General features: G+C 47.6%; 17 protein-coding genes. 2 read left to right on the forward strand and 15 right to left on the reverse strand.

The genetic code is table 11. The features are described 5' to 3' along the window. Positions 1-226: 226 nt before the first annotated feature. The gene (locus FKV70_RS06590; protein ID WP_142612175.1) at positions 227-1,591 is read left to right on the forward strand and encodes a glycoside-pentoside-hexuronide (GPH):cation symporter; all 1,365 of its coding nucleotides are present in this window, start codon (positions 227-229) and stop codon (positions 1,589-1,591) included. A 253-nt stretch (positions 1,592-1,844) separates the two neighbouring features. Here FKV70_RS06590 and FKV70_RS06595 read toward each other — a convergent pair whose 3' ends face one another. The 4 genes from FKV70_RS06595 to FKV70_RS06610 all read right to left on the reverse strand — a co-directional run bounded on the left by FKV70_RS06595 (position 1,845) and on the right by FKV70_RS06610 (position 6,996). After that, positions 1,845-2,132, reverse strand: a complete 288-nt coding sequence (locus tag FKV70_RS06595) for a stage VI sporulation protein F (protein WP_063213614.1) — start codon at positions 2,130-2,132, stop codon at positions 1,845-1,847. 110 nt (positions 2,133-2,242) lie between these two features. Continuing rightward, positions 2,243-4,291: an ATP-dependent DNA helicase RecG gene (gene recG, locus FKV70_RS06600; protein ID WP_142612176.1), complete on the reverse strand. Its 2,049-nt coding sequence runs from the start codon at positions 4,289-4,291 to the stop codon at positions 2,243-2,245. Between the two features lies 1 nt (position 4,292). Beyond that, positions 4,293-5,162, reverse strand: coding sequence for a DegV family protein (locus FKV70_RS06605; protein ID WP_142612177.1), 870 nt, complete (start codon positions 5,160-5,162; stop codon positions 4,293-4,295). Positions 5,163-5,211: 49 nt separating this feature from the next. Then, positions 5,212-6,996 carry a DAK2 domain-containing protein gene (locus tag FKV70_RS06610; protein ID WP_142612178.1) on the reverse strand — a complete coding sequence of 595 codons (1,785 nt, stop codon included), beginning with the start codon at positions 6,994-6,996 and terminating at the stop codon, positions 5,212-5,214. Positions 6,997-7,495: 499 nt separating this feature from the next. On the opposite strand from FKV70_RS06610, the gene rpmB reads away from it, so the two are divergent. Further along, on the forward strand, positions 7,496-7,684 hold the full coding sequence (gene rpmB / locus FKV70_RS06615) for a 50S ribosomal protein L28 (RefSeq protein ID WP_013310881.1): 189 nt from the start codon (positions 7,496-7,498) through the stop codon (positions 7,682-7,684). A 223-nt stretch (positions 7,685-7,907) separates the two neighbouring features. Here the strand turns inward: rpmB and spoVM are convergent, their stop codons facing one another. From spoVM to coaBC, 11 genes are all read right to left on the reverse strand, one after another. Next, the gene (spoVM, locus tag FKV70_RS06620) at positions 7,908-7,988 is read right to left on the reverse strand and encodes a stage V sporulation protein SpoVM (protein ID WP_010345573.1); all 81 of its coding nucleotides are present in this window, start codon (positions 7,986-7,988) and stop codon (positions 7,908-7,910) included. Between the two features lie 390 nt (positions 7,989-8,378). Beyond that, positions 8,379-9,047, reverse strand: coding sequence for a ribulose-phosphate 3-epimerase (rpe, locus tag FKV70_RS06630; protein WP_063213618.1), 669 nt, complete (start codon positions 9,045-9,047; stop codon positions 8,379-8,381). Between the two features lie 4 nt (positions 9,048-9,051). After that, positions 9,052-9,969: a ribosome small subunit-dependent GTPase A gene (gene rsgA, locus FKV70_RS06635; protein ID WP_063213619.1), complete on the reverse strand. Its 918-nt coding sequence runs from the start codon at positions 9,967-9,969 to the stop codon at positions 9,052-9,054. A 73-nt stretch (positions 9,970-10,042) separates the two neighbouring features. After that, positions 10,043-12,322 (reverse strand): Stk1 family PASTA domain-containing Ser/Thr kinase, encoded by a 2,280-nt coding sequence (gene pknB / locus FKV70_RS06640; RefSeq protein ID WP_064796313.1) that lies wholly within the window; start codon positions 12,320-12,322, stop codon positions 10,043-10,045. Next, positions 12,319-13,095, reverse strand: coding sequence for a Stp1/IreP family PP2C-type Ser/Thr phosphatase (locus FKV70_RS06645; protein ID WP_063213621.1), 777 nt, complete (start codon positions 13,093-13,095; stop codon positions 12,319-12,321). Before FKV70_RS06645 ends, pknB begins: the two co-directional genes overlap by 4 nt. Positions 13,096-13,101: 6 nt before the next feature. Then, positions 13,102-14,142, reverse strand: a complete 1,041-nt coding sequence (gene rlmN / locus FKV70_RS06650; RefSeq protein WP_063213707.1) for a dual-specificity RNA methyltransferase RlmN — start codon at positions 14,140-14,142, stop codon at positions 13,102-13,104. A 186-nt stretch (positions 14,143-14,328) separates the two neighbouring features. Continuing rightward, positions 14,329-15,744 carry a 16S rRNA (cytosine(967)-C(5))-methyltransferase RsmB gene (gene rsmB / locus FKV70_RS06655; protein ID WP_142612180.1) on the reverse strand — a complete coding sequence of 472 codons (1,416 nt, stop codon included), beginning with the start codon at positions 15,742-15,744 and terminating at the stop codon, positions 14,329-14,331. Continuing rightward, the gene (fmt, locus tag FKV70_RS06660) at positions 15,741-16,700 is read right to left on the reverse strand and encodes a methionyl-tRNA formyltransferase (RefSeq protein WP_063213623.1); all 960 of its coding nucleotides are present in this window, start codon (positions 16,698-16,700) and stop codon (positions 15,741-15,743) included. The genes rsmB and fmt overlap by 4 nt, the downstream gene beginning before the upstream one ends. A 6-nt stretch (positions 16,701-16,706) precedes the next feature. Next, positions 16,707-17,204, reverse strand: coding sequence for a peptide deformylase (gene def, locus FKV70_RS06665; protein ID WP_063213624.1), 498 nt, complete (start codon positions 17,202-17,204; stop codon positions 16,707-16,709). Between the two features lie 132 nt (positions 17,205-17,336). Further along, a complete protein-coding gene (gene priA / locus FKV70_RS06670; RefSeq protein WP_142612181.1) occupies positions 17,337-19,913 on the reverse strand; it encodes a primosomal protein N' in 2,577 nt (858 codons plus the stop codon). Then, entirely contained in the window at positions 19,913-21,217 is a 1,305-nt protein-coding gene (coaBC, locus tag FKV70_RS06675; RefSeq protein ID WP_064796310.1) for a bifunctional phosphopantothenoylcysteine decarboxylase/phosphopantothenate--cysteine ligase CoaBC, read from the reverse strand. Before coaBC ends, priA begins: the two co-directional genes overlap by 1 nt. Positions 21,218-21,270: the final 53 nt, after the last annotated feature.

Genomic DNA, 21,270 nt, shown 5'->3' on the forward strand with positions numbered 1-21,270 from the left:
AACAAATATAGCATAAATTAAGAAGCATATCATAAGACCTAAAATGGAACCTTAATCTATAAATATTTGTAACAATCTTTGTTTTTGCTATCTTTTGCTTTAGAAAAATCATGTACTCCTGCTACAGCTTTTGTTATTCTGTATCACAAGATAACGCTTACAACCTTCCATGACAATACATCATAACAGCCTGTTATGATCGTCAATTTTTGAAAGGGGTTAAAACATGCTTACTTCTGCATCTGCAAAAAATAGCGACAAAGTCAGTTTAAAAACACTAATCTCTTACTCACTGAGTAGTTATGGGATGAATGTTATTTACAATTTAACCGCCGTTTATCTCATGTTTTTCTATACTGACAGCTTTGGGTTGAATGCGCTTGCAGTCGGGACTTTGCTGATGGTGGCACGGGTGATTGACGCGGTAGTTGACATCTTTATCGGCATCGCAGTCGACAACACGAATACGCGTTGGGGGAAATTTAGGCCTTACATGTTCATCGGTGCTTTCTTGGTAACACTGACCACCTTGGCGCTCTTCCTCAGTCCGGACCTTTCTTCCGCCGGAAAGCTGGTTTATGCCTATGTTACCTATATCGCTTGGAGCATTAGCTATTCTATATTGGATATTCCGTATTGGTCACTGTCCGCCGCTATAACCAAAGATGCTGCAGAACGAACCAAAGTCGTGACTGTTCCTCGTACGGTTGCAAGTGCCGGCTTGTGGACCGTCAATGTCGTAGCGCTTCCCCTCGTCTATTTCTTCAACGGATGGGCTGGAGCGGTTGCTGTACTCTGTGGCCTATTCTTCGTCTGCATGATGTTTACAGTGTTTGGCGTAAAAGAGAGATACGTAGTGCCTCGACATGAAAAACAAACGTTAAAAGGGGTACTCCGCCTATTCTTCTTTGAAAACCGACCATTGCGGTTGTTGATTATCTCGTTTTTTATTATCGAAATGACCGCCAACATCCGTAATGCATTTACTCTGTATTATTTTAAATATAACCTAGGTGCCGAAGCATTCATTCCATTGTTTAAGGGGCTAACTGTGGGCTTTCAAATCGCAGGCAACGTCGCAGTTCCGTTCACTGCCAAGTGGATCGGCAAAAAGAGCACGAGCATAGCAGGGGTGCTAATCACCTCCATATCCATGGTAGCTCTCTATTTCTGTGGTAACTCGATTAGTCTTGTCTTTATTCTCAGCTGTATCATTTCTTTTGGCGTGGGACTGAACTACGTAGTGATGTCCACAATGCTAGCAGATTGCGTCGATTATGGAGAGTGGAAAACAGGAAACAGATCAGAGGGGATGGTTTTCTCTGCTAACGTTTTTCGGGCCAAATTGGCGGCTGCAATCGGCAGCGCCGTAGGTGGTTATGCGCTGGCGTTGGCGGGTTATCAGCCTAATATAGTCCAAACAAATACAACCCTTACTTGGCTCTCGCTACTATTTACAATTATACCGGGTATTCTGACATTCCTCGCCGTAGGTCCAATGAAGAATTATGAGCTGACAGAAACAATGAACAGTAAAATTGTCCAGGAAGTTCGGGCAAGACGGGAACAAGCTGAACCCTCCTTACAATAGCTGGATTCTAGTTCTTCGGATAAGGTGAGGGCGGCAAAGTGATTGAGTATCTAGACCATGCTGGCCAGACCCTGAAACATCTATCAAGATTTCAATCATGATAAATAAAGTCCTGTATTAAGCTCACAGGCTATTGCCCGGGGAATGAAATACAAATCTAAACAAAAAAGGATCGCCTAAATCAGGCAATCCTTTTTTATCTGTGCTTCACAAAATACATGGGGAGCGCCTTGAGCCCCCCCACAAACAGCAATCAACGGAACATTCCCCACAGCTTGATCAGATGGAACGTATTGGACGGATCAATTTTTTGTGCCAATACGAAGGCGACCAGTTGCTCCTCCTGTGCAGCCGTCAATCGTTCGTTTAAAATAGCAGAAGTGGACTTCACAAGATGACGTACTTTGGCTTTGTTCTGCAGATCCGCCTTGGTCACACCCTCGATCTGCTGCTTAACCCGCTCCTTGAGCGCACGATTTTTCATTTTCAGCTTAATCCGTTCCACCAGTTGCGGACTAATTCCATATTGCTGATAGCTCAATGTCGCCACACCTCCCATATCATTCGGTCATTCCCAAATATATGACGGCCAGCCTGTCCATTGTGCCTATCTGTTAAAAACGTTTAAAATTCCTCATCATTCATGATAGGTCAGTCGATCAGATCTCCCTGAAAAATCTGCTCTTTTTGCAAATAACCGCGAAGCGCTTCATATTGCGGAGATGTCCAAAAAGAGGAGTCCTTGATCAGATCTGTTGCATCCTCACGTGCCTTTTCCAGCACCTCAAAATCCGCTACCATATCTGCTAACCGAAACTCGGGCAACCCGCTCTGCTTGGTGCCAAAAAAATCCCCCGGCCCTCTCAAATCCAGATCGCGTCTAGCAACCTCAAAACCGTCATCTGTATCGGTCATAACCTTCATCCGCTCCTGACCTACCTCCGACTTAGGATCAGCGATCAGTACACAGTACGAGGCATGTGCGCCCCGTCCGACACGTCCACGTAACTGATGTAACTGGGACAACCCAAAGCGATCTGCATCCATAATAACCATTAGTGTCGCGTTGGGCACATCTACCCCCACCTCTACAACCGTGGTTGAAACGAGTAACTGAACCTCGTTTGCATAGAAAGAACGCATAACTTCTTCCTTTTCTGCAGGCGTCATTCGCCCATGCAGTAGCCCAACACGATAATGTGGAAAGGCCTGCTGCATTTGAATATGCAGATCGATGGCATTCTGTACATCCAGCTTCTCCGACTCTTCAATCAACGGACAAATCAGATAAGCCTGCCGTCCCTGATCTACCTCTCGGGAAATAAAACCGAGCACTCGATCCATCAGCTCGTGCTTCACCCAATACGTAGAAATCGGAATACGTCCTTTGGGACGCTCTGATATCGTAGAAACATCCATATCACCAAAAGCAGTAATCGCCAGCGTACGCGGGATCGGTGTGGCTGTCATGGTCAGTACATCCGGATTGTAACCCTTGCGGCGCAATACACTACGCTGATTTACCCCGAATCTATGCTGTTCATCCGTTACAACTAGTCCAAGCTGGCGGAAATACACATCCTCCTGAATAAGAGCATGCGTGCCCACCACAATGTCCAGCAGACCCATCTGAAGAGCGGCAAGCAACTCCTTACGCTTCTTCCCCGTTGTACTTCCTGTCAGTAAGCCCACGCTGATCCCAAAGGGTTCAAACAGCTTTTGAAGCGACCGCATATGCTGCTCGGCCAAAATTTCGGTTGGCACCATCAGTGCTCCCTGAAAACCGGAACGTACTGTTGCAAATAAACCGATGGCGGCAACCACTGTTTTCCCCGATCCCACATCCCCTTGGAGCAGACGGTTCATGCAATAAGGCGAGCGTAGATCATGGAGTATTTCAAGCTCAACCTTCTTTTGTGCATCCGTTAACTCAAAGGGCAAAGCCCTCACAAATTCACGAATCGTGGCGTTATCCACCGTATGCACCACCCCGTCCGCTCGACCGTGATTTAACGCCCGGAATGCCTGCATTTTCAACTGAAATAAAAATAGTTCCTCATACACCATCCGTCCCCGTGCCTCTTGTCCCTCTCGATTGTCCTGAGGTTGGTGTATGCCTGCAATCGCCTGCTTGCGCGGCATCATACTATACTTTCGTACCAGCTGATCCGGCAATATCTCGGGAATCATTTGACCAAACTGCTGGAGCGTCTGATTCATTGTTTTTCGCATCCAGCTCTGCGTAATCTTGCCCCCTATAGAGTACACTGGTTGAAGTGTTCCCGAACGGGCCACTCCTTTATCAGGGAACTCAGAGTCTGCAACAGTCATCTGCATTCGCTTAAGATCCCATTTCCCCGTCACCACAATTTCACGGCCTGATGTTAGCTGATCCTTTAGAAAATGCCGATTAAACCATGTTGCAGTAAACATCCAGTCCTCAGCCATCAATTTACAAGTCAACCTTGATTTGCGCCCATAACGTTGAAGCACCGGAATGCCCATGATTTTTGCCTGTACTGTAACCTTATCTCCGTCCTTCACTTCGCTTAGCGAGCGCAGTCGGTAATCTTCATACCGAAACGGATAGTATTCCAGCATGTCTTGCACATTAGAAATGCCAAAAGCGTGAAGCTCTCCTTCTTTGAGAGCACTCACGCCGTGTATTTGTTTTAAAGGTATTTGATCCAATTGCAGCATATTATCTCTCATCTCCAGCCGGCCATGCAAAAATACCAATCGTTCCTGGTCCCACATGAGTTCCGATCACGGCACCAAGTTCAGTATATATTTGATCTCCCAGTTCAAAATGCTCTGCCAGCTGAGCGACGAACGCTTCTGCCGTCGAGCGATCTGCTGTATGACCCACAGCAATATTAATTTTTTGGCCTTTTAAATCCCGCTCCAGTAGTTCAATAATTCGCGCTGTCGCTTTTTTATTCCCTCTCGCCTTATCAGCCGAATAAATAATGCCTTCTTTGTCAATTGAAAGAATCGGCTTAATGTTAAGCAACGTACCAACCATAGCCGCTGCCTTGCCAATTCGTCCACCTTTTTGCAAGTATTCCAGTGTATCCACCAGGAAATACAAACAACGGCGTTCCCCGAGACGTTTAACAGCCTGAACAATATCAGCTGGAGATTGCCCGGCAACCGCCAGCTCTGCGGCATAAACCACGAGCATACCATATCCATATGAGGCCGACTTGGAATCCACAACGGTCACTCTATCTTCATGTTTCTCCAACATGGACTTGCCCAGCAGGGCGGATTGATACGTTCCGCTCACACCCGAAGATAAATGGATAGAGACAATCTGGCTCTCGGGATATTGCTCCAACAACGTCCTATACGTCTCCAAAAAGCGGGCGGGTGATGGCTGTGACGTCGTAGGCAGCTCATCAGCCCGTACCAACTCACTGTAAAACTGCGCAGCTGACATCTCAATGCCGTCCAGATAAGCTGTGCTGCCGAACATCACCGTCAGCGGTACGACAACTATACCGAGACGGTCTACTAATTCCTGTGGAATATCAGCTGTGCTGTCCGTCAAAATGATAGTACTGCTCATCGGTCAGTCCTCCTTTTGTAGTGGGCTACTATGGCTGCACTACACCTCATCAGGTTTCCACGGAGAACAGATAAGGATAAATCGGCTGACCACCTTCATGGACTTCCACTTCAACATCCGAATAATTTTCTTCAAGCCACACAACAAGCTGGTCTGTCTCTTCTTGTTTTGCGTCCGATCCTGTAAGAATCGTAACAATTTCATCGCCGTTCACCAACATTTTCGCCAGCAAAAGACGAGCAGTTGCCATTAATTGCTCCTCGGTCGCCACAATTTTAGAATCCTGAATACCAATATAGTGGCCAGCCGTAATATGCAGATCATCAAGTGTCGTATCCCGTACCGCATAGGTCACTTGTCCAGACTTCACACGGGTGACCGCATCCCGCATATTATCTTGATTGACCTCAAAGGCTTCTTCCTCTTGGAAGGCAAATGCAGCTGCAATGCCTTGTGGGATTGTTTTGCTCGGAATCACCGACACCAAACGTTCCACTTCTAGCAATTCACGCGCTTGTTCAGCCGCCAAGATTATATTGGAATTATTCGGCAGAATAAAAATATGTTGAGCCGCAATCGAGCGGGCCGCATTAACGAAGTCCTCTGTGCTTGGATTCATGGTCTGACCACCAGAAAGGACAACATCAACACCCAAGCTTCTGAAAATATCAGCAATCCCTTCACCAGGAGCCACAGCTATAAAGCCAAAGGGGGCCAGTTCATGAGCTGGAGGCTCAGAAGGCTCCTCCTCACGTGCAGGCTCTGCTGGTATTTCAGCAAACCACTCAGGCTCAGGAGCACCATCCATGCCCGCAGACAACAAATCACGATGCTGTTCACGCATATTCAAAATTCGAATCTGAGTAATTTCTCCGTAACGCAGCGCAAGATTCAATACTTCACCCGGAGCCTTAGAATGCACATGTACCTTGATGACATCATCGTCCGAAATAACGATAATCGAATCACCATCTACTGACAACGCTTTCCGGAAAACTTCCTCATCAAAATTCGTACCTTGCGCTTCGCCCAATTGTCGATTAATAAAAAACTCCATATCATACAAAAACTCAATATTATCCGTTTCGAGCTTCGCCTGCGCAGAAATAGGCGCATCTGGAGAAGGAGCAATCGGCGCACCAGTAGGTCTCTCCGACACATAAGGAGTAAAAGTAGGACGTACATTATTGCCTTTAGAAGTTGGAGCGGTTACCAATCCGCTTCCCAGATGCTGCATAAACCCTTCATAAATATACACAAGCCCTTGCCCACCCGAGTCTACAACTCCTACTTGCTTCAGTACAGGGAGCATGTCCTGCGTCATGGCAAGCGTTTCCTTTGCTTTGGCAAGCACTTCTTCCATCAGTTCTGTGATGTCGTTCGTCCGGCGCGAGAAAAACACAGCATGTCTGGCTGCTTCCTTCGCCACGGTAAGAATTGTACCCTCCACCGGCTTAACCACCGCCTTGTAGGCCGCATCCACCCCGCTCTGCAATGCCGATGCGAACTGAAGGGTATTCAATTCCTCGTATGGGGCAGCGTAACGGCTGAAGCCACGGAACAACTGAGACAGGATAACCCCTGAATTGCCGCGGGCCCCCATCAGCAAGCCTTTGGATAATATGCCGGACATGACACCGATAGAGGAAGAATCTCCCCTCTTTAATTCCGTTACGCCCGCGCGCATCGTCAGATTCATATTCGTTCCCGTATCACCGTCTGGCACCGGGAATACATTTAGTGAATTGACATGTTCCGCATGCTGCTGTAATTGTTCCGCCCCGGCTAAAACCATCGCGGTAAAGTCTGTTCCATTCAAAGAACGATTACTCAAGAGAATTCCCCTTCCTAGCTTAATACAATTGTTTTGCAATTCATTTTCACAACACCTTGTTCAAGGTTCAATTGAATTATACTAAAGCCAGACGACGAATACGAATGTCACCCTTTCAGCAAGCTTCCGCACCATCCCCTGGTTTCTTTCCACAGCTCATATAATATGAAAAACCAGTCAACTGCCCAACAAAAAATCATTGGCCGGAATGATGATTATGGTCCCGCCTCTGAACTGCCCGGCATGACTGGAATAAAAATTCACATTTCATTAAAAAACAAAATAGTCGCAGCAATAGCTATCCCATATTGTACTATAATGCGAAAGAGAAATAAATAAAGTTTTTGAATCAGTTGACGGAGCTTTTTTGACTATGATATTATATTTAAGTATTGTTTTGTTCAGGTTAGTGACTTATAAAGTCCGGCTGAGCCAGTCGGCCTGAAGAGCGACCCATTCCATATGGAGTTTGGTTATTTTCAGAATAGGAGGTGGAATCATGTCTCGTAAATGTTCTGTAACAGGCAAAAAGCCTGGCAGCGGTAACCACGTATCTCACGCTAACAACCGTAATCGCCGTACTTGGGGCGTCAACGTACAAAAAGTTCGCATTCTCGTTAACGGTAAACCGAAACGCGTTTATGTCAGCACTCGTGCATTGAAAGCCGGTAAAGTGACTCGCGTGTAGTCGTAAAAAAATATCGTTATAAACAAAAGGCACCTCGTTTTAAACGGGTGCTTTTTTGGTTGCTCGAATAATATCCCACTGATTCAGGAGGATAAATTGTCAGGCACCTTCCCGTGCGTTCCTGTCGTTTACTGCCGAGCTATTATTCTGCTATGCCCGGGAAGCATGCCTTCTGTGTACCTTTGACCTTCATCCTACATTCTGTGTTAGCGTTACATTGATTTCAGTTCTTCTGGAATGTATTCAAAATGGCTTTGACGAATCCACCCAGAAATTTTGGCAGCTTGATTGTGTAAAACTTCATGCCTCACCCTCCCCATCATCCTCCTGCATCCGTTCTCTGTAGTTTATGCAACCTATCAAGGGTTGTTGCCCCACAAAAAAAGGCTACATGAGAATCCCGCTCATGTAACCATATTTATGCACAACCATCCCAGGCTATACCATCAGACAAGTCCGCGTACATAGAGATATGTTGAGAGTATGAAAATAAACAGAATATAATAAAGCACACTGAACACTACAAAACCGATACGCAAACCACGCCGTTCATTTTTACGAAAATAAAACATGACAATAAGAATTGCCAAAAGTGAAAGAATAGCATTCCAAGGCGCCTTTACTAGCGAGAAACAACTGAGGGTCAGCCCCGTCAGTATACTCGCTAAGGTCATCCATAGTGCTTCAGTTAGCTTCACTGGGACAAATGAGCAACACTATTCCGAATAGTCGTAATAGCCGCTGCGCGGTCTGCTTTGCCGTATACCGCACTACCTGCCACCAATACGTTGGCACCCGCTTCAAATACGGCTGGTGCCGTCTCCTCCGCAATACCTCCGTCCACCTCGATATGTACGTCTGGACGACCCAATTCGTTCAACCAAGCACGGATTTGTCTGATTTTATTCAACGTTTCTGGAATGAAGGACTGACCGCCAAAACCAGGATTAACCGTCATCACTAGAATCATATCCACATTAGGCAGTACTTCCTTGATCACGTATGGTGATGTTCCCGGATTGAGAGCCACTCCCGCCAACGCTCCTTGCTGTTTGATCAAGTGAATGACACCATGCAAATGAACACAGGCCTCAGCATGAACCGTGATGATATCGGCTCCTGCTTTTATGAAATCGCCAATATAACGTTCAGGGTGCTCAATCATAAGGTGAACGTCCAATGGGAGATTCGTATGCGGCCGAATAGCCTGAACGATAGGGGGACCCAGTGTAATATTGGGTACAAAATGACCATCCATAACATCCACATGAATCCAATCTGCTCCCGCTGCCTGAGCTTCTGCTACTTCACTGCCCAAACTAGCAAAATCAGCGGATAAAATCGACGGTGCTATTTTTAACATATGCTCAATACCTCCGCTTTTTTTCTTTTAATTCCTGATAAAATTGCAGATAACTGTCATATCTTCCCTGTGAAATATGTCCTTCTTCCAGAGCCTCTCTTACTTTACAGCCAGGTTCGTGAATATGCGTGCAACCTCGGAATTTGCAGCCTTCCGCATACTGTTGGAATTCTCGAAAACAAGGAGATAACTCTTCCACACCCAGCTCCAAAAAATCCAGTTGGCTAAACCCTGGTGTATCCGCTACAAACCCACCGTTGTCTAGAGGAATCAGCTCCACATGGCGAGTTGTATGTCTTCCTCGTCCCAGCTTATTGCTTATGGCGCTCGTCTCTAGCGTTAACCCGGGCTCCAAAGCATTAAGCATGGAGGATTTTCCTACACCTGACTGACCGGAAAACACGCTGATTTGACCGGCCAACAGTTTCTTAAGCTCAGCCGTCCCCTCTCCGGTACGGGCACTAGTTACCAGCACCTCGTAACCGATCTTCCGATACATTTCCTGAACCATCAGCACCGTATCATCTTCCGAAGGATCGCCTTCATACAGATCGCGCTTGGTCAGACAGATAATTGTATCCAGCCCGGCGTGCTCAATATGGACTAAAAATTTGTCCAGTAAGGGCAGGTTTAAATCCGGCTCACGCAGGGAAAACAGCAGCACGGCCAGCGTGGTATTAGCAACCGGAGGGCGAATCAGCTCCGTCGTACGCTTTCTAATCTCCTTGACCATACCTTCTCCGTTTTCAGTCAGTTCATAAACGACCCGATCACCGACAAGAGGTGTAATCTCTTTTTTCTTGAACAGACCGCGTGCTCTGCATTGTACCGTAGCTTCGCCGGATACCGGACGCCCATCCTGATCCAGGCTGGAGACATAATAATATCCGCTGAGCGCCTTGACGATCAGACCTTCAGGCATGTGTAAGATGTCCTCCTTCATAAAGTTCAAGTTTCATTGTGTGGAACAGGTTAAGCTTCTTTCTCTCGTAAGTTTACTGATGCTGCACAGCCTCGATCACTTTGTCTTTCTTTTTGTGGGGACCATGACCTGGGGTGTTTTTTTTGCTAACCGCCAACTCACTGCGCGCAGCTCCATCCGTTCCTGGGGCGAAGGCAGAAGGGTCACCATTGCCTTCAGTGCCCTCCTGGTTATTAGAGTCGCCTCCACCATTACCACTATCATTAGAAGATTCCCCGTTGTTTCCTTCCTCGCCGTTTCCATTTCCATTTCCATTCTGCGAGGAAGTACCACCAGATGTATCGGCCGGTGTTGTTCCCGCGGGTGGAGCGATTTGAGGCATCGTCACCGTTCCATTTTTGGCATCAATATAAGAAACAGGATACGTATCAACAAACTTACCATCTCTATATACGGAGACGACACTATCTTTATTCGGAGCCATCAGCAGGTTGATAGTAAACACCTGTGTCGTATTAATCGTACGGCTTCCCCATTCCTGATTTTCTCCACGTGCATCTGTATAAGTGATACGAATCTTACTGTTCTTGCCCTCTTCCTTCGGCGCCACAGGTACATTAAACGCTAACGTAATCGCCTCTGGCGGGTAACCAGTACTTACGTAAAATGTAATTTCCGTATTTGGGGGCAATTCACTGCCTGCCTCTGACGGCCATTGCTTGGTTACTTTTCCTTTTTCCTGCTCATAGCTAGATTCCTCTTTGATCGAACCAACCTTAAGCCCTGCTTTTTTAACCTCATTTTCCGCTTGGCTCTGCGTCATCCCCACCAGATTCGGCATTTTAACAGTGGCAGCGCCTTTGCTGACTGTGAGCACTACCTGAACCGAATCCTTATCAAATGGTTCATTGGCAGCGGGTGTTTGGCTAAGGACGGTCCCTTCGGGTTGATCACTGAACTGCCCATTTTGCTGAATCTGCGTTTCCTTAATTTGTTGGGCAGTCAGTAGCTTGACAGCATTCTCGTAGCTTTGTCCTTTGACATCGGGCATCGGAGTGAGCGGCTTGGCAATCCCGACCTTCAGACTAATCTCTGTGCCTTCCTTGACTTGGGAACCTTCAGGGTAGCTTTGATAAAAAACAACTCCCGGTGCAATCCCCTCTTTATATTCATGCTGGATTGGCTCGTCAATGACGAGGCCTGCTTTACTTAGAATGAGCTTCGCTTGGTCTTCTGTTTGTGTCAGTACACTTGGTACTTTCACCTCAGGCACGACAAGTGCACTTTGCACATAATACACCACGCCGCCCATGCACAAAAGCAGCACTAACACTAGTGTTACCCAGAAGATCGCTTTTTTTCTACTTTTCTTGGACGATTGCTTGCCCGGAAGCTGTTCAGACTCCCGAGGTTGGACAGGCTCATCGTCACCACTGGAAGACACCCCTAATTGTTGAGGCTTAATTGCCGGGATCACTCGCGTTTGGTCCTCATCATCCAAATGTGCAAACTCCAACTTGGATTCATTACGCCGTCCGGGTAGCAGACAGGTTTCCAAATCTCTTAGCATTTCGTCTGCCGATTGGTAACGTTCCTCCGGATTTTTTCGCATTGATTTTAAAATAACATTTTCCACACTTTGCGGAATCAACGGGTTAATTTTACGTGGTTCCTCGAATTCCTCTTGTAAATGCTTAAGTGCTACACTAATTGGGCTTTCTCCCAGAAAAGGCAGCTGTGCTGTCAGCATTTGATATAAGACAATACCTAAAGAATATAAGTCCGATTTTTCGCCAGTAACGACACCCTTTGCATGCTCAGGTGAAAAATAATGAACAGAACCCACAACAGAACCTGTCTGTGTAATTGTCGTTGACGTAACAGCTCGAGCAATCCCAAAGTCGGTAACCTTAACCCGTCCATTACGTCCAATTAAAATATTATGTGGCTTAATGTCCCGGTGAATAATCTGGTTTTGGTGAGCATGTTCCAGCGCATCACAAATCTGGGAAGCAATCCGCACTGCTTCATCCACTTGCAATGGTGCACGTTCTTTAATAATCTCATTCAAATTTTTGCCTTCGACGCACTCCATTACAATATAATGGATTTCATCTTCTTGACCGACATCATAAATACTGACCACATTCGAATGAGAAAGCGAAGCTGCTGACTGTGCTTCGCGCCGAAACCGGCGAATAAATTCCTCATCATGAACAAATTGCTGACGCAACACCTTAACCGCAACGTTGCGATTCAGCAAAATGTCTTGAGCCTTATACACCAGCGCCATACCACCGCCGCCGATGCGCTCAATAATTTCGTATCTTCCCCCAAGCAGGTGCCCGATCATGCTTCACACCCCTTTTCACTCAATGAAACCGTGTTGTCGGGCAATTCAAACAAAGCCACAGTAATGTTATCGTCTCCACCTGCAAGCAACGCTAGATGCAGCAAACGATCCGCACGTTCCTCCAAAGGATTTTCCGCGGCACCTACTACCTTACTGATCTGTTCCTCTGTTACCAAATTGCTTAATCCGTCGCTGCATAGTAATAGCACATCGCCTTTGTCCAGCGTAACGGTGTCGATGTCCACCTTCACCTCGGAATCAGTGCCCAATGCCCGTGTCAACACATTGCGACGGGGATGGTTCTCCCGCTCTTCCTTACTGATCTGTCCGTTCTTGAACAACTCATTAACTAATGTATGGTCTTCTGTAAGCTGACGCACCGTCCCTTTGGATATAACATAAGCGCGACTGTCACCAATATGTCCGATAATTCCAGATGCATTGTTGAGCAAAACAGCAACAACTGTCGTCCCCATGTTATGATACTGCTCATCGCTCGCAGCCGTTTGGAAGATGACTTCATTGGCATGCAAAATAGCGTCGCTGAGCGCCGCCGTCAAAGAATGTGCGGATAATCCGCTCTCCAGCGTCGCCAAATCAGCGGCAAGTGTCTCTACCGCAAGGCGGCTGGCCGTATCACCGGCCAAATGCCCTCCCATACCATCGGCAACAATTCCCAGAATATAACCTTGCTCCAAGTGCCTGATCCAGGCAGAATCCTCATTTACCGAACGCACGCGTCCGACATGGCTGACATGAACTGTATTGATCAAATGGTTTCACCCCAACTCCATATGCTTTGCACGCAACTGGCCGCAGGCAGCGGCAATATCGTGACCCTGTTCACGCCGGATCGTCACATTGACGCCTTTTTCGGCAAGAATACGTTGAAAATTAAAAATATCGCTGCGCGATGTGCGTACATATTTACGCTCAGGCACATGGTTGACTGGAATCAAATTGACGTGACACAGCATGTCCTTCAACACATCCGCAAGCTCTTCAGCATGTTCCGCCTGGTCGTTTACCCCACCGATCAAGGCATATTCAAACGAAATTCTTCGTCCTGTCTTAGCAAGATAATAACGAAGAGAATCCATAACATCCTTAAAAGGATAACGCCGATTGACAGGCATCAGCTTCGAACGAAGCGCATCATTAGGCGCATGAATGGATATGGCCAGATTAATTTGTGTATCCTCGTCAGCAAATTTATAAATATTCGGTACAATGCCACTGGTTGACACCGTAATATGACGTTGACCAATATTCAGACCCTTCTCATGAATCATTGTCCGCAAAAATGTCATCGTCGCGTCATAATTCTCAAAGGGCTCGCCTGAGCCCATAATCACAATGCTGCTCACTCGTTCATTCGTTTTATCCAAAATTTTCTGAGCCTGCACCACCTGTGCCGTAATTTCGCCAGCCGTCAGGTTTCGTTTGAGACCTCCCAGCGTCGAGGCACAAAAAGTGCAGCCAATCCGGCAGCCCACTTGAGTCGTTACACAAATACTGTTTCCGTAATTGTGTCTCATGATAACCGTCTCAATCGCATGGTCATCGTGTAAACCAAACAGAAATTTAACAGTACCATCTTTCGATTCCAGCTTTGTAATTTCGTGCAGTGTCACAAAACTGAATTGCTCCTCCAGCTTCTCTCGCAGCGCCTTGGACAAATTCGTCATCTCACTGAAGTTATTGACCCGCTTTACATACAGCCAGTCAAAAATTTGTCCTCCCCGAAAGGCAGGCTCGCCATTATTTTTGGCCCAGTCCTGAAGCTCTTCCAGTGTTAAATCATATATAAAAGGTTTCATCAATATTTGCACCCGTTCCTTCTTTGTTAAGTTCTGTTTGATCGCAGATCGTATTTTTCATTCTTCCTATTTTAGCACAAATCCCCGAGGGGGTAAAAATTTTTCGTCTTCATGCAAAAAACCGCCGGAGGTATCCGGCGGATTGTGGAAATACTGGTGGGCAGCTACCTGAAATTCTCTTTCGAGCTACTTTACCCGGCGCAGACGCGCGATATAAAATCCGTCACTATGGAAATCCTGCGGCAATAGCTGTACCGAGCCTTTCCGCATATTGTCCTTCTCGTGACTCATGTCTGGAAAAGAATGATCCTTTGCCAACTCATACTCTGGATGTTCGCTTAAAAACCGAGCCAATTGCCCTTCATTTTCGTCAGGCTCAATCGTGCAAGTGCTGTATACCAGAATACCACCCGGCTTCAACAGTCCGGCCACATTATCCAGCAACTCATGCTGCAGTTGAGTAATGTCGCGCACATCCTCTGCAGTTTTGCTCCAACGCAGATCGGGTTTACGGCGAATCACTCCAAAGCCAGAGCAAGGCGCATCGAGCAAAATACGATCAAAAGAAGCGGGAGCATATCGTTCCTTTAAGTCCAAAGCATCGCCAGTAACCGTCTCCACGGCATCCAGACCAAGCCGATTCGCTTGCTCACGGATTAATTGATGCTTGTGGGCATGCAGATCGTTCGCAACGATCCGGCCGCGATCCTTCATCAGCTCAGCCATATGAGATGTTTTGCCGCCTGGAGCCGCGCAGCAATCCAGCACTGTCATGCCGGGCTCAGGAGCGACCGCTTCGGCAACAAGCATGGAGCTTTCATCCTGTATAGATAATAATCCATCCGTATACCAAGAGGTAAGCGCCATATTTCCGCCGCTACGAACAACAATCCCATAGGGGCTAACAGACGAAGGAACGGCATCAATCCCTTTTGCAACCATCTCGTCCAGCAGCTGGTCACGACTGATCATCGTCGTATTCACTCGTACGCTAACCGCAGGGGGCTCGTTATTAGCCCTGCATATAGCCTCAGCTGTCTCCGCACCGTATTGCTTGATCCAGCGCTTAACTAGCCACTGTGGATGGGAATGTTCCAACGAAATCCGTTCCTCTGCCGACAAATCATTAGGAATACGCAGCTTGTCCGGCTCACGCAGCATGCTGCGAAGCACGCCATTGACCATACCGGATATCCCCTGATGTCCGCGCCGCTTGGCAATGGTCACTGCTTCACTAACCACTGCATGGTCCGGAACCCGATCCAGATACACTAGCTGATATACGCTCATCCGCAGCAATGAACGTACCCATGGCTGAAGCTTGGCCGTTCCTTTTTGAACAAATTTATTCAGAAAATAATCCAGAGTGTTTCGGCGTGCGACTGTACCGTATACAAGTTCTGTCGTCAAACCAGCGTCACTTGCAGATAGGCCCGCCTGCTGAAGCCGACGATTGAGCTCGAGATTGCTATACGCGCCCTCTTGCTCTACACCGATCAACACATCAAGTGCAACTTCCCGTGCCGTCTGTTTACGAGTCTTGCCGGATCTGGCCCCTACACCCTTGCGTTGGTCTCCCTGACGGGAGTGTCCCCCGCTCACCCGAGCACCATGCCGGGCTTCATCTGTCCGCCGCGTGCAAAGGTGCCAGCTTCCATAACCTTTTTGCCTGCCGGTTGAACCTGAGTCAGCCAGAGGGTGCCTTCACCTGTCTGCACCTCAATACCACGAGCAGTTAATTGAAGAACCGTACCGGGTGCTGGAGTATTTGAGCCACTTGCTTCATTATTTATGGAAGGCTGCTCCGCAGCCCATATTTTAAAAACATTATTCTCCCAGAGTGTAAACGCGCCGGAGAAAGGAACCAGGCCGCGAATCCGGTTGTATATTTGCTGCGCATGATCACTCCAGGTAATGCGCTCATCATCACGGGTCAGGTTCGGGGCATAGGTCGCCTCGTCCTCATTTTGCGGCGTCCGGTCTGATTGCCCTGCCAGCAACTTGGGCAGTTCGTCCTGCAAAAGTCTAGCTCCGGCTACGCTTAGCTTCTCAAAAATGGTGCCCGACGTATCCTCAGGCTCTATAGCAACTTCAACCCGCGATATCATGTCGCCAGTGTCCAATCCTTCCGCCATATACATTAGCGTCACGCCTGTCACCGTTTCGCCGTTAATAATTGCGCGCTGGATCGGTGCCCCTCCCCGATAACGGGGAAGTAGCGAACCATGCACATTCAAACAGCCGAAACGAGGCAGGTCTAATACAGACTTAGGCAAAATTTGCCCATAAGCTGCGGTTACGATCAGGTCGGGATGTAACTCCGCCACCTGAGCCACCGCTTCCGGCTGCCGCAGGCGGGTCGGTTGCAGCACAGGCAGTCCGCGCTTCTCAGCTGCTTCCTTGACTGGTGTAGGCGTCAATATTTTTTTTCGTCCCTGTGGTTTATCTGGCTGAGTAATTACACCGACCACGTTATATCCGTTGTCCAGCAACATGTTCAGCGATGGCACTGCAAATTCGGGTGTTCCCATAAAGATAATACGAATATCTTGACTCATCGAACCTCACTCCCCTGTCTGGCGGTTCGGTCCTGGTTGTTCCAGAGCAACCTCATATACTTTTTCTGCAATATCCGTGAACAATACTCCATTTAAATGGTCGATTTCATGCTGAAAAGCACGAGAAAGCAACCCAGTCGCTGTTACGGTAATAGCCTTGCCCTCGCGATCCAGTCCCTTGACTGTAACCTTCTCGGCACGACGTACATCCCCGTTCAACCCCGGAATACTCAGGCAGCCTTCAGGTCCCAGTTGCTCCCCTTCTTCGGCCACAATTTCCGGATTGATCATTTTAATCAAGCCATGCTCATCTCCAGCATCTACGACGATGAGCCGCTTCAGAATACCTACCTGCGGAGCAGCAAGACCTACTCCTTCCGCTTCATACATCGTATCTGCCATATCGTCCAGCAGCTTTTGCACATTAGGCGTAATTTTAGTAACTTCTTTTGCAACTTTATGCAATACATCATCCGGTTCCAGTACTATAATTCTAATTGACATGACAACAGAACACCTTCCTCTTTTTCCTTCATTTAGGCTTTACTGTATTCATCACAAACGCGACTGCTACATTATCCTATGTACGGACGACTTGTCCGCATCAATCGTGCTAGTAACTTTAGTATTAATACGCTACATAAGCATTTGCGGATCAACATCCAGACTAATCAGCAACTTTTGTGCCTGTGCAGATTCAGCCATTTCATCAGCTACTTGCTGAGCCAAACCAATGGCGTCGATATTTCCACGCCATTTTATCATACATTGGAATCGGTATCTATTCTTGATCCTTGAAATGGGCGAAGCTACAGGCCCCAAAATGTCCAGCACATCCGATGTAAGCCGGTCCATATTCCCGAACCAGCCCCGTTGTCTGGCTCGTCCTTGTAGTGTCGCTGAGTAATTTTCAGCCAATCGAACCAGTACAGGAAGCTGTTCATGAGAGAAGGTCACCAAAATAAGTCGGCAATATGGCGGATAATGCAAATTGCGGCGGTGTTTCAACTCTTCCCTCACAAAAGAAGCATAATCATGACGGCTGGCGTGAACCACCGAGTAATGCTCTGGAGTGTAGGATTGTACGAATACTTCCCCCGGCAATTGATGCCTTCCAGCACGCCCGGCTACTTGTGTTAAAAGCTGGAATGTCTTTTCAGCAGCCCGAAAGTCCGGTAAATTAAGAGCAGAATCCGCAGTAATGACACCTACCAGCGTGACATCGGGAAAGTCTAGCCCCTTGGCCACCATTTGAGTACCCAGCAGAACATCTGCTTTTTTATCACGAAACTGCTTGAGCAGCTTTTCATGAGCATTTTTTTCAGTCGTTGTATCGACATCCATTCGGACAACTCGTATACCAGGAAATAGCTTAGCCAACTCTTCTTCCACTCGCTGAGTGCCTGTACCGAAGTAGCGAATATGCTCACTTCCGCATTCCGGACAAGTCTGAGGAACCTGCTCGGAATAACCGCAATAATGGCAGCGTAAATTGTTCGACCGCTGATGATAAGTAAGCGAAATATCGCAATCCGGACACCCCGCTACATAGCCACAACTCCGGCACATGACGAACGTGGAGTGACCACGTCGATTCAATAGTAATACCGTCTGCTCCTTACGCTCTAATCGCTCTGCGATTCCATTATGCAATGCGCGGCTGAACATGGAGCGGTTGCCAGCCCGCAGTTCCTCACGCATGTCCATGATATGGACTTCGGGTAACGTGTTCCCCAATGCACGGGTTGGCATTTCAAGCAGCAACGGCGCAAACTCGTCATTGCTTTGGGACCGAGCGGCATAATAGCTTTCCAATGATGGTGTAGCTGAACCGAGAATAACGACAGCTCCATGCTGGTGTGCTCTGCGAATAGCTACATCACGCGCATGGTATTTTGGGGTCTCTTCCTGTTTATAGGACGTTTCGTGCTCCTCATCCATAATAATGAGCCCCAGCTCACGAAAAGGAGCAAATACTGCCGAACGAGCGCCGATCGCGACTTTCACACGACCTTCGCGTATTTTTCGCCACTCATCGTACCGTTCTCCCCCGGACAACCTGCTGTGCATCACGGCCACCTGGTCACCAAAACGGCCTTTGAAACGTTCAACCATTTGTGGGGTTAACGATATTTCAGGTACAAGCACAATAGCCTGGCGATTCTGCTCGATACAACGCTGAATGGTTTGCAGATAGATTTCCGTCTTGCCGCTCCCTGTGACTCCATGCAGCAAATAAGCTCCTTGCTCACGGATATCCAGCTGACGAACAATCCGTTCATACACTGACTGCTGCTCTGTCGTAAGCGGGAGAGGATCTGTAGGCTTGAAGTGTCTGCCCCGATAGGGATCGCGGAAGACTTCAACGTCTTCCTGGAATACATAGCCCTTATCTTCCAGTGCCTTAACCGTGGCAGCTGAAACACCTAGCGAGGTCATTACTTCCTTCAGCGGCAGAGGCAGAAACTCGCTACGTTCCAGTAAAAAAGCAAGTACCTCCCGCTGACGCTGCGCCTTGGCAGAAAATTGCTCCAACGCTATAGATGCCTCATCTATGCTGATAGCCAGATCAACAGCTTTCATCGTCTTTTTGCTAAGCTTGTCTTTAATAATCTGGCTTTCTTGAAGCACTCCGCGGCGTAACAGCGATTTAATAACCTCTGCCTCCGCGGGAAAACGTCTACTGAGTTGCTGTAGCGGGACTTGCTCCTTATTCTGAATAAAGCTGACAATCTGGCGCTCCACCGGGTCACTCATGCCATCGTCGGTCAGAAGAGCCCATTCGATCTCATCCTCCTGATTAGACAATGTAGTCCGCTGTGGGTTCGTCCACTTATGCTGTTCGGCAATTGAAATATAACGTTCCGCCTTGCCCTTAAGCGCGGTAGGAATCATCACTTGCAGTGCCATAATTTGATTGCAAGCATAACGTTCGCTCATCCATTTGCCCAGTTCGACCAAATCTGGAGATAAGGGCGGTACTAAATCCAGCAGCTCCTGAATCGCCCTCATCCTGTATTTTGGCGGTTCCTCAGCTGGAACTACCGAGATGACAAAAGCCTGCACCGTCCGTTTGCCAAAAGGCACAGCTACCCGACTACCAGGCTCAATCCAAGGCCTCATGGAATCCGGTATCAGATAATCGAAGGTACGATCTGTATCTTTGGCAGGTACATCGACAATAACCTTGGCAACTAAATTGCCTGTTTCCATTAATGCAGCACCCCACCCATGCGTTCCGCGGCCAGAGTAAGCAATTTACGCGCAACTTCTTCCTTTGACTGTACAGGGATCTGCTCTACCATCCCGCTTCGGTCATATATTTGAACAGCATTCGTATCCACACCAAAACCAGCACCCTCTACAGTTACATCGTTAGCCGCAAGCAAATCACAGTTTTTACGTTCTAATTTATCTATTGCATACGTTTCTAAATTTCCCGTTTCTGCTGCAAAACCAATTAAGAATTGATGTTTCTTGCTGCGTCCGAGTGTTTCAAGAATGTCGACGTTCTTTACTAACTCCAGTGTAAGCACACTATCCTTTTTCTTGATCTTGGTCTGTGCCACCTCACGTGGTCGATAGTCTGCTACGGCAGCAGCCATAACGACCAGATCACTCGTTTCCCATTGCTTTAACACGGCCTGGTACATGTCTTCAGCTGACTGCACTCGTTCAAGCGAAATACCTGAAGGTGGCTCCGCGCTGGTATTGGCAGCAATCAATTGCACCTCTGCACCCATCTCCTGAGCCACTTTTGCAATGGCAAAGCCCATTTTACCCGATGAATCATTCGTAATATAACGGACAGGATCAATTCGCTCAATCGTGCCCCCAGCTGTAACAATGACTTTTTTTCCTGAAAGCGCCAATTTGTTCTTATTCACAAGTGGCTCAGATACTGAGTTCTCCGTAGATTCGCTTCCAAACCACCGTGGTTCAGACTTGATTGTAGCTTCGGGTTCCTGAGCTTGCTGATCAAAAAAGCGCTCGATCGTCTCCACAATAGTTTCCGGCTCTTCCAAACGTCCTTTGCCAACATAACCGCAAGCCAGTAATCCTTCCCCGGGTTCAATCATCTTCACACCACGTGATACGAGCGTCTCCATATTTTGCATGACAGCCGGATGAGTATACATATGTACGTTCATCGCAGGAGCCACCATAATAGGCGCTGTCGTAGCCAGCAATGTTGTGGATAGCATATCATCAGCAAGACCATGCGCCATTTTTCCGATGATATTCGCCGTTGCAGGAGCAACCAGCACCAAATCAGCCGCATCCGCCAGATGAATATGAGATACGATGGACGGCTCTCTTTCATCAAATGTATCACTGTATACCGGATTGCGAGAGAGTGATTGCAGCGTAAGTTCGGTAATAAACTCCTTGGCAGAAGCCGTCATAATCACATGAACATCGGCTCCCTTTTGCGTCAACTTACTGCACAGCGCCGCCCCTTTATAGGCAGCAATCCCGCCGGTTATACCAAGAATAATAACTTTCCCCTTCAACATCGTTAACTCCCCCTGACCGAAAAAAATAACAACCTTGCGGTTGTCAAAGGAAT

Origin of the sequence: Paenibacillus ottowii (genome assembly GCF_006874425.1) — a bacterium.
GTDB lineage: Bacteria > Bacillota > Bacilli > Paenibacillales > Paenibacillaceae > Paenibacillus > Paenibacillus ottowii.